Raw genomic sequence first — 15,213 nt, forward strand, 5'->3', positions numbered from 1 at the left:
ACCAATGAAGCTCACCCGTCGCAATCTCATCCTGCTCGCTGCCGCCATCGGCATCGCCGCCGGTCCCGCCACCGCCTATGCCGCCGATGTGCTCAATGTCGGCGCCTACCCGACCAATCCGCCCTTCGAATACAAGAACGAGAGCGGCACTTTCGAGGGCTTTGAAGTCGATATCGTCAACGAAGCGGCCAAGCGCATCGGCATGACCACCGACATCGCCGACCTCGGCTTCCAGGCGCTGTTCGCGGCCACCACCTCGAAGCGTATCGATGTCGCCATCTCCTCGATAACCATCACCCCGGAGCGGCTGAAGTCGCAGTCCTTCACCCAGCCCTACTATGATTCCGACATGGGCATCGCCACCAAGACCGATAGCGCTGTCAACACCGAGGCCGACCTCAAGGGCAAGATCGTCGGCGTGCTGTCCGGCTCGACCGGCGAGACCTGGGTCAAGGCGCATCAGGAAGCCGACGGCTTCAGCGACGTGAAGGGCTATGACACGCAGCAGAACCTTTTGCTCGACCTCAGCGCAGGTCGCGTCGACGCCGCAGTCAGCGACATTCCGGGCATGGAATACTCCTTCACCAAGATGAAGGACCTGAAGGTGAAGCAGCGCATCAAGACCGGCGAACAATACGGACTGATGATGACCAAGGACCACCCGCTGCTCGGCAAGCTCAACGACGCGCTGACGGCGATGAAGAAGGACGGCACGCTGGCCGCGATCCACAAGAAGTGGTTCGGCAGCGACGCGCCGGCCGACTCGTCGACCGTCAAGGAAATGCCGATGCCGAAGGCCTGAGCGGCGACCGAGAACAGGGGCGTGACGGCTCAAAAGGCCGGCACGCCTCGTTTTCATTGATGATCCTTCCCCGGAGCCACAGGTCCGCGCGGCAAAACCGCTTTCGGTGTTTCTGGGCCCTGCTCCAGCGTCGCGGGACGCAAAACGGTTCGGGAACGCTCCCATGTCGCTGATCGACACCTTCTTCAACGCCGACGTCATCGCGTCGAGCCTGCCTGCGCTGCTGCGCGGATTCCTGAACACGCTGCTGCTCGGCCTGCTCAGCATCGGCATCGGCATCCCGATCGGCCTTGTGATCAGCCTGCTGCGGCTCTATGCGCCGAAGCCGCTGCGGTGGCTGGCGGTCGGCTATACCGACATTTTCCGCGCCTTGCCGGTGCTGGTGGTGCTGATCCTGATCTACTACGCGCTGCCCTTCCTCGGCATACGCCTGTCGTCCTGGGCGTCCGCGGTGACGGCGTTCGCCATCATCATGTCGGCCTATTCGGCGGAAGTCTTCCGATCCGGCATAGAGAGCATTCCGCGCGGCCAGTTCGAAGCTTCGCAGGCGCTCGGCCTGCCGTTCCTTCTGACCTTGCGCAAGGTGGTGCTGCCGCAGGCGGTGCGCGTGGTCATCCCGCCGATGACCAGCAACTGCGTCTCGATGTTCAAGGACACCTCGCTCGCCTCAACCGTGGCGCTGCCGGAACTCTTGAAGGAGGCGACCAACGCGCAGTCGCTCTACGCCAACCCCTCGCCGCTGATCGGCGCGGCACTCGTCTATCTCATCTTCCTCTGGCCGATGGTGCGCCTCGTCAGCCTGCTTGAAGCCCGCTTCAAGACCGAAAAGACGCGCTGACCATAGACCGTTCGCCATGGCACTTCGCAGGAGACATCCCTTGAGCAATTCCCAGGCCACCGCCGCCGGCGGCTTCCCCGTCGCCACCATCCGGGCCATGTTTCCCGCCCTGCAGCGGGCGGGCGATTTCATCTTCCTGGACAACGCCGCCGGCGCGCAGATTCCGCAGAGCGTGCTCGACGCGGTCACCAATCACCTTGTCTCGCACAATGTGCAGCGCGGCGGCCGCTATGGCCGCAGCGTCACCGTCGACCAGTCGGTCGCCGATGCCCGCACAAGCGTGGCGCTGCTGATCAACGCCTACAGCCCGGCGGAAATCTGCTTCGGCATGAACGCCACCTCGTTCATCCGCCTGGTCAGCCTCGGCATTGGCCAGATGCTTGGAGAACGCGACGAGATCGTCGTCACCGACATGGACCATGACGCCAACATCGCCACCTGGCTGGCGCTGGAATCGGCCGGGGCGAAATTCAAGTGGTGGCGCATGCGCGAGGACGGCAATCTGCATGTCGACGATCTGCGCCCGCTGGTTTCCGACCGCACCCGCCTCGTCGCCTGCACGGTAACGGCGCATTCGATCGGCTCGATCGTCGACGTGGCTTCCGTTGCCAGGATCGCGCATGCAGCCGGTGCCGAAGTATTCCTCGACTGCGTGCATTACGGACCTCATGGGCTGATCGACGTGCAGGCCTGGGATTGCGACTACCTCGTCTGCTCCGGCTACAAGAACTTCTCGCCGCATATGGGCTTCCTCTGGGGCCGCTTCGACACGCTGAAGCGGCTGCCGACCTTCCGCGAGGATTTCATTCCGGACGAACCACCCTACAAGGTCGAGGCCGGTACGTTTATCTATGAGAATGTGTCGGGCATGGACGCGGCCGTGCAGTATCTGGAACTGATCGGCCGCAATCTCGCGCCCTCCAACAATCGCTCGCGGCGCGAAAACATCGTTGCCGGCATGACCGCCATCCGTGACTACGAGCTGGTTCTGGCGCGCGAGATGCTTGGTGTGCTCAAGGGCTGCGGCGCGACTATCTACGGCGTCGCGGACGAGGCCCGCATCAACGAGCGCGTGCCGACCTTCTGCTTCAACATCGGCAAGCTGTCGCCGCAAAGGATCGTCGAGGAGATGGCCGAGATGCAGATCGGCATCCGCGACGGACACATGTACGCGCCACGCCTGATGAAGCGCCTCAATTTGTCGATGGACAGCGGCGCCATCCGCGCCTCGCTGGTGCATTACAACACCGTTGAGGAGGTGCACCGCTTCGGCGAGGCGCTGCGGGCGATCGTTGCCAAGCTGTCGTGAAAGGCGTCGGCTGCATTCGGCGTCAGCGAGAGCACCATCATGCGATTGCGTGACGCACAGCAGTAAACCCACCGGCAGCCATCCCATTCCGTGGTAACCCGGCCTATAGCACTAAAAGTCGTCCGGTGGTGGGGGTGCCACAATCTGCGGCTTGCCCTTTTTGGGTATGTGGTAAGATTGTATGCTCGTAACGACTGCGTGACCAAACCTTTTACGCAGCACTTCGATAAACTGCGGCTCTACGCTATTGGCAAAACCAAGCATGCCTTTAAGAATTGCAAGCTCCTTCGCATCCAGCCTGCCTTTTGATGCACGATACACCGCAGTGTGAAGTGCTCGCTTCCGTTCATTTCCAATAGAAACGGCACCATCATTGGTCAAAGTCAGCCCAGTCACCTTACGGCCAAACTTACGCGTTACGCGGGTGGTTTTTTCGTAATTGACTGAGAGTCGGGGGAATTCAAGCTCGCGCAGGGTTCTCCGGACAAGCTTTTCGACATTGACGAGGTGCCCCGCCCTTGGAGCCGAGAAGGTAAGGTCGTCGGCATATCGAGTGTAGATGACGTGGTCCCCCGCAACCGCCTCAGTAATCTTCTTGTCGAAGTCAAACAGGAGTGCATTAGACACGAACGGCGAAGACGGCGCCCCGATGGCTAGTCGCAGAACGGTGCTGCCTTTCGGCCTTTGAAATAGCAGAAGGCTGGTGAGGTGAATGTCCATGTCATCAGTCAGCACGCCGATTTGCTTGCAATAGGCTGACCAGTCGCGAGGCTTGATGGACGGGAAGAAATCCTTGAAATCCATTTTCAGGATTGGGCCGTCACCGGCGTGACGCGATGCATTGTCCTTGATCGACATCCCGACACGATAGGCTGTTGCTGCCTGATGCATCGGCAGGTTCCGAAGCAGTATCTCAATCAGGCCCCGTTGGAGCGCTTTCACTTCAACGGCTGGCTGCGATATTTCGCGGAGGCCCTTGGTGCGTTTGGGAATGCGATAAGTTTTATATCTGATGGGCGCCGTGCGCATAATGCGCTCGACCAAATTTGTATCCATCCCTGTTTCTACCGCCAAGGCTTCGACAATCATGCCCATCACAGCGCTCCCGCCACTGCGGCTTGGATGCTGCTGAAGCGGTCGGGGTCCTTGATCCTCCAGTGCTCAATGACCCGGGCTCGCCATCGATCCCTATCTTTCTCTTCAGCAGGGAGGTCTTTTCGAAGCTTGTATTCCACAGCTGAAGCCGTATTAGGTAGTGCGCAATAATATTCTTCGACACCACGCTTGTCTTTTATAATCCAGCTGGCGTTTATTGCGCAGAGAAGATAGTCAGGGATCTTATCTGGATCCACTTTTAATTCCATTGCGTACAGTAAAACCTCAATCTCTGTCTCGGTTAACGCACCATAGTGCTGGATAAGACCGACTATCAACTTAATCAGATGACCTGGCCTCTCGGGAATGAAAGTGGTGCGCTCTTTGTAATCGTTTTTCCGTTTAGTTATCGCCGCGACAAGGGTGGCCGCAAAAGTATCCAAGTCGACGTCTGCCACCTTGGTAATGTCTGGAATTTTGATGTCCTTTCTATTCAGGACGCAGACAGCAGACTTTCCGTACTTGCCTTCGAGGCTTCGCACAGGACCGAGCTTCACAAAAGAAGGGTCGCTGTAGTTTTTGTCGTCCATCACGACCAACAATCGGAGGGCTATCTCCTCGACCATCGCGAAAGCTCCAAGCTCTGCGACACTTCCATAGCTTTCTGAAAACAGGACGATGAGGTCGACAATCTGGGCAAACTCGCTCTCAAAACTAAGCCAGTCTTTGTAGTTGCCGTCCGGGGCAAATATCTTGAATTCTTCGGGAGTTACCGTTGTGTAGTCTTTAAGGGCGGGGCGCCCGTAGACCAGCGTGTAGGCTTCGCGGAGAGACTCGGGTTTTGGGGTCTTAACGTCAATAGGCCCGCCGCAAAGCAGGATTATTGGACTTGGCGCACGAACGTGCAGCGACTTCGCATCAAAGCGGTCGACCAAGTCAGTTATGTCACCCCCGGCTATCACTTACCCTTGGAGGTGTGGGATAAGGTGGGGTTTTACCGAGCAGCGCGGCCACTTGTGGCGGTAGAACCACGCGTTATTCCACACCGGATAAAACCTATCAATCGACTGAGGTCTGACGAAACGCCGGACCAAGCACACACGGTGCTTTTCGCGTAAGCTGGGCACTGTCTCCCACTCCCCCAAGATTCTGTCAAGGACAGTGACTCCACTTATTGTGAAGAGCAATACCCCCTGTGAATACTGGTTAGACGCTATGACCGATCTGCTAAGGCGCAGCCTGCAAGGCCAAGCACGAAAATCAGCCCGATACAGGTAACCCTGACGCCGGAGCCGTGTGAACATTTTCTGGGCGTCGTGTCTATGTGCAGAATTGCTCGGGAGCAAAGCAGAGGCCAGCAGGGTGAATGTCGGACTGTCGACGGCCTTCGGAGGAACCCTCCCTCCAGAGCGCACCCACATCGCCCCTTCGCGAAGCATTTTATTACATGTGCTGGATAAGTAAACTCAGCAGAAAGCGCGATCACCTCGGAAGGCGACATCATCATTCACCGCCGAATCGGCTACATTAAGGTTTTGGGGGCCGTTGCATGGACGTAAAGTACCAAATCTTCGTCAGCTCGACCTATGAAGACCTGCAGGACGAGCGCCGGGCGGTCATCGAGGCCATCATAAACGCTCGTCACATACCTGTTGGTATGGAAGCCTTTCAAGCTGGGGACGACGATCAATGGACCTATATCAAGCGACGCATTGATGAGAGCGATTACTACGTGGTCATTATTGCGGAGCGCTACGGCTCGGAACGACGGGGTAAGAGTTACACGCAGATGGAGTACGAATATGCAGTGAAGCAGGGAGTGCCGGTAGCCGCATTTCTGCTTCACAAAGAAGCCAGGGACAATTGGCCGAAGGTGAAGCTCGACCCCGGCAAGGAAGAGAAGGTCGAAAAGTTCCGGGCGTTGGCGACAAAAAACAAGATGGCCAGCTTTTGGAAATCCCCGGCCGAGCTTGCGCTTCACGTAAGGTCAGCGCTGGAGGAGCTGATCCGCCAAAAGCCAAGAACGGGCTGGGTCAGAGCGGACAATCTTGCTTCGGGCAAGGTATTGGAAGAGTTTGCAGCTTTGTCTGAAGAGAAGCGACAACTCCAAGGAAGGGTTCAGGAACTGAGTGGAGATCCGCCGCTCGTTGTTCCCCCAGAATTCAGGTATCGCCTAGAGCAGATGCACAACCAGACTGTCAATGATGTGCTGAACCTGATCGATGGCCAGGACCCCCTGACGGTCTTGGACGTGTTTATCGACCTTTCTGACCTTTTAGCATCGAACGCGTATCTCGGCGAATTTATTGAGATTATGAAAGACGTATGCGCTTACGATCTCGATGACAGCGAATTCGAGTTACTGGCTAGGGTTTATATTAAAAACGGATTAGTTCAAATGAGTGCCGTGCCGCAAAAAGAAGCTCAGTTCCGGCTGACGGATAGAGGCGTCCAAATGCTGATGTATGCAGACGTGTGGAAGAGGCAGCAGGCGCGATCGGCAGAGAGCTAATCGCCCGATCAGCACACGTCTTCACTTACCAGCAAAATCATCACGCGGCTCGCCGTCTGTCGTAGGCAGCCAACCATTTAGGCGTAGCCCCACGGCCCGTCCACGAATTGTCTTTGTAATGTTGTATCTCATCAGCGCAGGCTTGGCGCTGGTCTTGCTGCTGTCGCGCTCGCCTTCTTCGCCAACCTCGCCTTGATGCTTGCCACGTCGGCACGCGGCGTCGCGGCGAACAGCGTCCGGGTGTAGCTGTGCTTGGGGTCGGAAAAGACCTCGTCGCGCGAGCCGTATTCGACCGCCTCGCCGAAATACATCACCATCACATCGTCGGCGATGTAGCGCACCACGGACAGATCGTGGCTGATGAAGACATAGGTCAGCTGGAATTCGTCCTGCAGGTCGGCGAGCAGGTTGAGCACCTGCGCCTGCACCGAAAGATCGAGCGCTGAAACCGGCTCGTCGAGCACCAAGAGGCTCGGGTTCAGCATCAGCGCGCGGGCGATGGCGATGCGCTGGCGCTGGCCGCCCGAGAACATGTGCGGATAGCGGTTGTAGTGCTCGTGACCGAGGCCAACCTTCTTCAGCATCTTCATGGCGAGGTCACGCCGCTCGGCGGCCGGTTTGTCGGTGTTGATCAGCAGCGGCTCACCCAGAACGTCGCCGATCTTCTGGCGCGGATTGAGCGAGCCGTAAGGGTTCTGGAAGACGATCTGCACCTTGCGGCGCATCTCCTTGGTCAATCCGCCTCTGGCGATGTCGACCTTGTTGCCGTCGATGAACAGATCGCCCGCCGTCGCCGGATCGATCAACGTGATGATGCGGGCAAGCGTGGACTTGCCGCAGCCGCTTTCGCCGACGATGGCGAGCGTCTTGCCCTTGTCCACGGTGAAGGAGACGCCCTTGACCGCATGCACGGTGCGCGGTCCGGTGAACAGGCCGCCGCCGATGTGATAGTCGCGGACGATGTTCTTGCCTTCGAGGACCGTGGTGCTCATGCGGAGGCTCCAGCGGCGGAGGGAGCGGGCTCGAACAGCATGTCGGACACGGTCGGCAGCCGGTCGCCGACGGCGTTTTCCGGCAGCGCCGACAGCAGTGCGCGCGTGTAGTTGCTCTTCGGCGATTCAAACAGCGACAGCACGTCGGCCTCTTCCATCTTGCGGCCCTTGTACTGGACGATGACGCGGTCGGCGGTTTCGGCCACCACGCCCATATTGTGGGTGATCATGATCAGGCCCATGCCGTATTTGGCCTGCAGCGAGACCAGGAGATCGAGGATCTGCTTCTGGATGGTGACGTCGAGTGCGGTCGTCGGCTCGTCGGCGATCAACAGCTTGGGATTGCAGGCAATGGCGATGGCGATCATGACGCGCTGGCACTGGCCGCCCGACATCTGGTGCGGAAACGAGCTCAGCCGTTCCTCCGGATCGGCAATGCCGACCAGCTTCATCAGTTCGATGGCCCGCGCCCGGCGCTGGGCGCGATCCATGCCCATGTGGAAGCGCAGCACCTCCTCGATCTGGAAGCCGACCGTGAAGCACGGATTGAGGCTGGCGATCGGTTCCTGGAAGATCATCGAAATGTCCTTGCCGACGATCTTGCGCCGTTCGGACGGGCTGAGCTTCAACAGATCGACGCCGTCGAAGGCCATGCGGTCGGCCCTGACCGTCGCCGTGTTGGGCAACAGCCCCATCACCGCCAGCATCGACACCGACTTGCCGGAACCGGACTCGCCGACGATCGCCAGCACCTCGCGCGGTTCGATCGAAAGGTCGATGCCTTGCACGGCCATGAACGGTCCGGCAGCGGTGTCGAAGGAAACGGTGAGGTTCTTGATCTCAAGCAGAGGCATGCTCACGACCTCTTCAGCTTGGGGTCGAGCGCATCGCGCAGACCGTCGCCGATCAGGTTGATGGCGAAGACGGTGATCAGGATGGCGAGGCCGGGGAACGTCACCACCCACCAGGCGCGCAGGATGAACTCCCGTGCTTCGGCAAGCATGGTGCCCCATTCCGGCGTCGGTGGCTGCGCGCCCATGCCGAGGAAACCGAGCGCGGCCGCCTCGAGAATGGCGTTGGAGAAGGACAACGTCGCCTGCACGATAAGCGGCGCGATGCAGTTGGGCAGGATGGTGACCAGCATCAGCCTGAGATGGCTGGCGCCGGCAACCTTGGCCGAGATGACATATTCGCGGTTCTTTTCCGCCATTACGGCGGCGCGGGTGAGCCGCGCGAAATGCGGCTGCAGCACGAAGGCGATGGCGATCATGGCATTGACGAGGCCAGGGCCAAGGACCGCGACCAGCACCAGCGCCAGAAGCAGCGACGGGAAGGCCAGGATGATATCCATGATGCGCATGATCAGCGTATCGACCCAGCCGCGGCAATAGCCGGCGAGCAGGCCGAGGATGACACCGGAGATCAGCGCCGTGGTGACGACGACGAAGCCGATGGCGAGCGAGAAGCGTGAGCCATAGATCAGGCGCGACAGCATATCGCGGCCGACGGCGTCGGTGCCGAGCAGGAACTGCGCATTGCCGCCCGCCTGCCAGGCCGGCGGCGTCAGGAAAAAGTCCCGGAACTGATCGTCAGGCGAGTGCGGGGCGAGCAGCGGCGCGAAGAGGGCGACCAGGATCAGCAGCGCGAAGACGAAGAGGCCGATCACCGCGCCCTTGTTGATGGAGAAGTAGTGCCAGAATTCCGCGAACATCTGCAGCCGCGCGTCCTGCGGCTTGACGACGGTGGCGGCTTCGACGGTGGCTGGGCCTTCGTTGGTCATGTCAATTGGCCCGTATGCGCGGGTTGATGACGGCGTAGAGCACGTCGACGATGAGGTTCACCGACATGACGATCAGCGCGATCAGAAGCAACCCGCCCTGGACGGTGAAATAGTCGCGCTTGGAAATGGCGTCGATCATCCACTTGCCGATGCCGGGCCAGGAGAAGATGCTCTCGGTCAGGATGGCGCCGGTGAGCAGCGTGCCGACCTGCAGGCCGATGGTGGTGACGACCGGGATCAGCGCGTTGCGGAAGGCATGCAGGCCGATGACGCGGCGCGGCGCCAGGCCCTTGGCGCGCGCGGTGCGCACATAATCCTCGCCCAGCACTTCGAGCATGGCCGAGCGCGTCTGCCTGGCGATGACCGCCAGCGGGATGGTGCCGAGCACGATGGTCGGCAGGATGAGGTGCGACACCGCCGAGCGGAACGCGCCCTTCTGCCCGGAAATCAAGGAATCGATGGTCATGAAGCCGGTCACCGGCTTGAAGAAGTAGAGAAGGTCGATGCGGCCGGAGACCGGCGTCCAGTGCAGCGTGCCGGAAAAGACGATGATCAGCAGCAGACCCCACCAGAAGATCGGCATGGAATAGCCGGCCAGCGCGGTGCCCATGGTGAGCTGGTCGAACCAGGAGCCGCGGCGGATCGCGGCGAAGATGCCGAAGGCGACACCGAAGACGACGGCGAAGATCATGGCGAAGATGGCGAGTTCGACCGTTGCCGGGAACCGCACCAGGAAATCCTTGAGCACCGGCGTCTTGGTGGAAAACGAGGTGCCGAAATCGCCGCTGAGGATGTTGGTCAGGTAGGTCAGATATTGTTGCCAGATCGGCAGGTCGAAACCGAACTGGTGCATCAGCGCCGTGTGACGTTCGGGCGACAGGCCACGTTCTCCCGCAAGCACCAGCACCGGATCACCGGGCAGGATGCGCACGAAGCCAAAAGCGAGGATGGTTATCCCGATGAAGGTCGGGATGATGAGGGCGAGCTTGCCTAGGATATAACGCAGCATGGCGGGCGAGGTGGGGCGGCACCTTGTGGCGCCGCCCCGTTTCGCGAACCTTATTCGGCGATATCGACGCCGTCAAAGCGGTGGATGCCGAGCGGATCCATCGCAAAGCCGGAGACGGTCTTCTGCATCGGCATGAACACCTTGGAATGGGCGAGCGTCGCCCACGGTGCCTGTTCCTTGAAGATGACCTGTGCCTGTTCGTAGAGCTTGGTGCGCTCGGCCTGGTCGGAAACTGTCTTGGCCTTGTTGATGAGCGCATCGAAGTCCTTGTTGCACCATTCCGCGCGGTTGTTCGAACCGACGGAAGCGCAGCTCAGGAGCACGCCGAGGAAGTTGTCCGGATCGCCATTGTCGCCGGTCCAGCCGACGATGACGGCGCCGTCATGATCGACCGCCGAAGCGCGCTTGAGGTATTCACCCCAATCGTAGCTGACGATGTTGACGGTGACGCCGACCTTGGCGAAGTCCGCCTGGATCAGTTCGGCGGTGCGACGCGCGTTCGGCATGTACGGGCGCGAGACGGGCATCGCCCAGACGTTCATCTTGAGATCCTTGACGCCGGCTTCCTCAAGCAGCTTCTTGGCCGCGTCCGGATCGTACGGATCGTCCTTCACGTCCTTGTTGTAGGACCACATGGTCGGCGGGATCGGGTTGATCGCCACCTGGCCGGCACCCTGGAAGACGGCGTCGATGATGGCCTTCTTGTTGATGGCCATGTTGAGCGCCTTGCGGACACGCACGTCGTCGAACGGCTTCTGCTGTGTGTTGTACATCAGCGCGCCGACGTTGAGGCCTTCCTGCTCCGCGACCGTCAGGTTCGGATCAGCCTGCAGACCGGCAATATCGGCCGGCGCCGGGTACGACATGATGTTGCATTCGCCGGCCTTGAGCTTCTGCGCGCGCACCGCCGGATCGGTGGTGATGGCGAAGACCAGATCGTCGATCTTCTGCTTGCCGCCCCAATAGTCGGGGTTGGCTTTGTAGCGGATGGCGGCGTCGGTCTGATAGTCGACGAAGATGAACGGACCGGTGCCGACCGGCTTCTGGTTGAACAGTTCAGGCGTCTTGTCGGCCTGCAGCTTGTCGGCATATTCCTTGGAGACGATGGAGGCGAAATCCATGCCCAACGTCGGGATGAAGGTGATTGCCGGTTCCTTGAGGGTGAACTTCACCGTCTGGTCGTCAACCTTCTCGACCTTGGTGATGTTGTCGCCGAACTGGTCATTGTAATACTGATAGGCAATGCCCGGTATGTACTGGAACCAGGGGCCGTTCTTGTCGACCTGGCGCTCGAACGAGAACACCACGTCGTCGGCGTTCAGATCGCGCGTCGGGGTGAAATAGTCGGTGGGCGCGAACTTGACGCCCTTGCGCAGCTTGAAAGTATATTCCTTGCCGTCGTCGGAAATGGTCCAGCTTTCAGCCAGGCCGGGCGAGATCGAGGTCTTGCCGTGATCGAATTCGACGAGGCGGTTGAAAACGGTACGCGAGGACGCGTCGAACGTCTGGCCCGCGGTGTACGGCGCCGGATCAAAACCCTCCGGCGATGCCTCCGCGCAATAGACCAGGGTTTTCGCGTTGGCCACGCCTCCCAGGACGCTTGCAGCCAGCAACGCGGCTGCAAAAGTCAATTTCTTCTTCATTGAGCACTCCCTGAATGTTCTTCCAAGCCCCTCTATCAGGCTCGCGAAGCGCGCATATAAGCACCGTTTTTCCGGCTTTGGAACACCCCGTTTGCTTACCCCGCGGGAAGCAGGAAAAAAATCCGTAATTTTGCTAAATGGCAGAAAAAATTAGCAGTTTTTTCCATTCACGATATTATTAACGACCGCATTTTTTTATTGATCCGGCATTTGGCGACATCGTTGCCGCGTCGCGTCTTCAGCCGGCCTCGGAAGCGGAAAGATACCGTTCCAAGTGTAGGCGGCGGGGAAGATTTTCGGCGGCAAATCTTTCGGCGCCTTGCCGCAAGGGCAAGACTTGCACCGCCGCCGATAGAGGCAATACATAGATGGTCAGGCTGGCGGCAGCGGAGGACGTCTCTATCATCTGGAGGCGGGCGCGGCACAGACGACCAAGAGACGCGCGAACAAGAATTGCTAGGGAGGAACGGGTGGCAAAAGCATCGAAGGCGCCGGTGAAAGTGTCGGCCAAGGCGGTTTCGAAACCAGCCGCCGCTGACGGGCAAGGCAAAGCTGCCGCCAAAGCCGCGACCACCAAGGCAGGCGCAAAGCCCGCCAAGACGGCACCAGCGGCAAAGGCGGCGACCACGGCCAAGAGCCCCGCCAAGCCGGCCGTGAAAGCCGCTCCGGCAAAGACCTCGCCGACGAAGTCTTCTCCCATAAAGGCAGCGGCGAACAAGGCCGGCGCAACGAAGGCCGCATCGTCAGCGAAGGCGGCACCGACACCGCCGCCCGCACCAGGCCGGCGACTGCCGAAGGCACTCACCGAGCTCGTCGCCGGCCTGCCGGAAAAACCATGGCTGAAAAGCTATCCGAAGAACATGCCGGCCGAGATCGGCCCCCTTCCCCACAGCTCCATCGGCGACTTCCTTGTCGCCGCGTGCAAGCAGTTTTCCGGCCAGCCGGCCTTCACCTGCATGGGCAAGTCGATCACCTATGCGGAGCTTGAGCGGCTCTCGGCGGCATTCGGCGCCTATCTGCAATCGACGGGACTGCAGAAGGGCGCACGCGTCGCACTGATGATGCCGAACGTACTGCAGTATCCGGTGGCGATGATGGCGGTGGCCCGCGCCGGCTATACGGTGGTGAACGTCAATCCGCTCTACACGCCGCGCGAACTGGAACACCAACTCAAGGATTCCGGGGCGCAGGCCATCGTCATCCTCGAAAACTTCGCAGGCACACTGCAGGCCGTGGTCTCCAGGACCTCGGTCAAGCATGTCGTGGTCGCTTCCATGGGCGACATGCTCGGCGGGCTGAAAGGCACGATCGTCAATCTGGTCGTGCGCCGCGTCAAGAAAATGGTGCCGGCCTGGTCATTGCCCGGCCATGTCAAGTTCAACGCGGCACTGAAGGCTGGCAGCGGCATGAACTTCAAGCCGGCCACGGTGGCCGCCAATGATGTGGCCTTCCTGCAATATACCGGCGGCACAACGGGGATCTCGAAGGGTGCTACCCTGTTGCACAGCAATGTGCTGGCCAACGTCGCGCAGAATTCGCTCTGGATCGAAGACGCCTACACGATCAAGCCGAAGCCCGCGCATCTCAACTTCGTCTGCGCACTGCCGCTCTACCACATCTTCGCGTTGACGGTGAACGCTCTGATGGGCATGCAGCAAGGCGCCCAGAACATCCTCATTCCCAACCCTCGCGACATTCCAGGCTTCGTCAAGGAACTCGGGAAATATCCGGTCCACATCTTTCCCGGTCTCAACACGCTGTTCAATGCGCTGCTCAACAATGAGGATTTCCGCAAGCTCGACTTCAAGCCGCTGATCCTGACGCTGGGCGGCGGCATGGCGGTGCAGAAGGGCGTTGCCGAGCGCTGGAAGGCGCTGACCGGCTGCCCGGTCTCGGAAGGCTACGGCCTGTCGGAAACCTCGCCGGTGGCGACCGCCAACAAGTTCACATCGGGTGACTTCACGGGCACCATCGGCCTGCCGCTGCCTTCGACCGAAATCGCCATCCGCGACGATGACGGCAACAATTTGCCGCTGGGCGAGGTCGGCGAGATCTGCATAAGGGGACCACAGGTGATGGCCGGTTACTGGAACCGGCCCGACGAGACCGCCAAGGTGATGACCAAGGACGGCTTCTTCAAATCGGGCGACATGGGCTTCATGGACGAGCGCGGCTACACCAAGATCGTCGACCGCAAGAAGGACATGATCCTGGTCTCCGGCTTCAACGTCTATCCGACCGAACTCGAGGAGGTCGTGGCCATGCATCCGGGCGTGCTTGAAGTCGCGGCGATCGGCGTGCCGGACGAGCATTCGGGTGAAGTGCCGAAGCTGTTCATCGTCAAGAAGGATCCAGCCCTGACCGCGGAAGCCATCACCGCTTTTTGCCGCGAGAACCTTACCGGCTACAAGCGGCCCAAATACATCGAGTTCAGGACCGAATTGCCGAAGACGCCGGTCGGCAAGATCCTGCGGCGGGCGCTGCGCGGCTAGTGATCCTTGCCGACAATGATGCACCGGACCGGCGCCCTCGCCTCGATGCGGCGGAATTCATCAAGGCCAACATGCGCCTTGTCCCGGTGCCCGCACTTCCCGAAATCCGGCTCTACACCGCCCATCCGGGCAGCGGATTGAGGCGGCTGGTCGAGCCTGAAGGCGACGACGAAGCGGGCGCGCCGGAGCCGCAGCCGCCCTACTGGGCCTATGCATGGGCCGGCGGCGCCGTTCTGGCGCGCTATATCCTCGACCATCCGATGAGCGTGGCGGGCCGCCGCGTGCTCGACCTGGGCGCAGGGTCCGGCCTGGTCGGCATCGCCGCCGCGAAGGCCGGCGCGTGCGAGGTGGTTGCCGCCGAAATCGATCGCAACGGCATCGCCGCGCTCGGCCTCAACGCAGCCGCCAACGGCGTCGCCATCACGGTGGTGGATGGCGATATCACAGGGGGTTCGCCCCCCTTGGTCGATCTCGTGCTTGCCGGTGATGTGTTCTACGGACAGGACGTCGCGGCGCGCGTCATGCCTTTTCTCGATCGCTGCCTCGCCGCCGGCGTCGAGATCCTGGTCGGAGATCCGGGGCGGGCCTATCTGCCGCGGTCGCGGTTGCGCCTGCTTGCAGAATACAAGGTGCCGGACTTCGGCGAGGCGAGAGACGCCACATTGAAACCGAGCGGCGTCTTTCGCTTCGAGGCCGAGACCGCCCCTGCCTAGAGCATTTCACCGTTTCACGGAAAAACGC

Annotated in this window: 13 protein-coding genes; 6 read left to right on the top strand and 7 right to left on the bottom strand. The window is 60.5% G+C overall.

The genetic code is table 11. The features are described 5' to 3' along the window. Positions 1–4 precede the first annotated feature (4 nt). The 3 genes from AC07UC_RS00590 to AC07UC_RS00600 all read left to right on the top strand — a co-directional run bounded on the left by AC07UC_RS00590 (position 5) and on the right by AC07UC_RS00600 (position 2,949). Positions 5–802 carry an ABC transporter substrate-binding protein gene (locus tag AC07UC_RS00590; RefSeq protein ID WP_202324738.1) on the top strand — a complete coding sequence of 266 codons (798 nt, stop codon included), beginning with the start codon at positions 5–7 and terminating at the stop codon, positions 800–802. A gap of 163 nt (positions 803–965) precedes the next feature. After that, the gene (locus AC07UC_RS00595; protein ID WP_056569735.1) at positions 966–1,640 is read left to right on the top strand and encodes an amino acid ABC transporter permease; all 675 of its coding nucleotides are present in this window, start codon (positions 966–968) and stop codon (positions 1,638–1,640) included. A gap of 16 nt (positions 1,641–1,656) precedes the next feature. After that, positions 1,657–2,949, top strand: a complete 1,293-nt coding sequence (locus AC07UC_RS00600) for a cysteine desulfurase-like protein (RefSeq protein ID WP_494903414.1) — start codon at positions 1,657–1,659, stop codon at positions 2,947–2,949. 111 nt (positions 2,950–3,060) lie between these two features. On the opposite strand, the gene AC07UC_RS00605 is transcribed toward AC07UC_RS00600, so the two are convergent. After that, on the bottom strand, positions 3,061–4,044 hold the full coding sequence (locus AC07UC_RS00605) for a retron St85 family RNA-directed DNA polymerase (protein ID WP_494903415.1): 984 nt from the start codon (positions 4,042–4,044) through the stop codon (positions 3,061–3,063). Then, positions 4,044–4,979, bottom strand: coding sequence for a retron St85 family effector protein (locus tag AC07UC_RS00610; RefSeq protein ID WP_494903417.1), 936 nt, complete (start codon positions 4,977–4,979; stop codon positions 4,044–4,046). Before AC07UC_RS00610 ends, AC07UC_RS00605 begins: the two co-directional genes overlap by 1 nt. Before the next feature lie 614 nt (positions 4,980–5,593). Here AC07UC_RS00610 and AC07UC_RS00615 point away from each other — a divergent pair. Beyond that, positions 5,594–6,556 (top strand): DUF4062 domain-containing protein, encoded by a 963-nt coding sequence (locus tag AC07UC_RS00615; RefSeq protein WP_494903419.1) that lies wholly within the window; start codon positions 5,594–5,596, stop codon positions 6,554–6,556. A 131-nt stretch (positions 6,557–6,687) separates the two neighbouring features. On the opposite strand, the gene AC07UC_RS00620 is transcribed toward AC07UC_RS00615, so the two are convergent. The 5 genes from AC07UC_RS00620 to AC07UC_RS00640 form a co-directional block, all read right to left on the bottom strand. Next, entirely contained in the window at positions 6,688–7,548 is an 861-nt protein-coding gene (locus AC07UC_RS00620) for a dipeptide ABC transporter ATP-binding protein (RefSeq protein ID WP_494903421.1), read from the bottom strand. Beyond that, positions 7,545–8,402 carry an ABC transporter ATP-binding protein gene (locus tag AC07UC_RS00625; RefSeq protein WP_056569729.1) on the bottom strand — a complete coding sequence of 286 codons (858 nt, stop codon included), beginning with the start codon at positions 8,400–8,402 and terminating at the stop codon, positions 7,545–7,547. The genes AC07UC_RS00620 and AC07UC_RS00625 overlap by 4 nt, the downstream gene beginning before the upstream one ends. Before the next feature lie 2 nt (positions 8,403–8,404). Next, positions 8,405–9,259, bottom strand: a complete 855-nt coding sequence (locus tag AC07UC_RS00630) for an ABC transporter permease subunit (RefSeq protein WP_171883339.1) — start codon at positions 9,257–9,259, stop codon at positions 8,405–8,407. A gap of 70 nt (positions 9,260–9,329) precedes the next feature. Then, positions 9,330–10,337, bottom strand: coding sequence for an ABC transporter permease subunit (locus AC07UC_RS00635; protein ID WP_056569725.1), 1,008 nt, complete (start codon positions 10,335–10,337; stop codon positions 9,330–9,332). 50 nt (positions 10,338–10,387) lie between these two features. Continuing rightward, on the bottom strand, positions 10,388–11,980 hold the full coding sequence (locus AC07UC_RS00640; RefSeq protein WP_140769808.1) for an ABC transporter substrate-binding protein: 1,593 nt from the start codon (positions 11,978–11,980) through the stop codon (positions 10,388–10,390). Between the two features lie 470 nt (positions 11,981–12,450). Between AC07UC_RS00640 and AC07UC_RS00645 the strand changes: the two genes are divergently transcribed. Next, positions 12,451–14,472, top strand: a complete 2,022-nt coding sequence (locus AC07UC_RS00645) for a long-chain fatty acid--CoA ligase (RefSeq protein WP_494903424.1) — start codon at positions 12,451–12,453, stop codon at positions 14,470–14,472. Continuing rightward, positions 14,472–15,185, top strand: coding sequence for a class I SAM-dependent methyltransferase (locus AC07UC_RS00650; RefSeq protein ID WP_494903426.1), 714 nt, complete (start codon positions 14,472–14,474; stop codon positions 15,183–15,185). Before AC07UC_RS00645 ends, AC07UC_RS00650 begins: the two co-directional genes overlap by 1 nt. Positions 15,186–15,213: the final 28 nt, after the last annotated feature.

Source organism: Mesorhizobium sp. GW821-FHT04C10, from assembly GCF_059420305.1.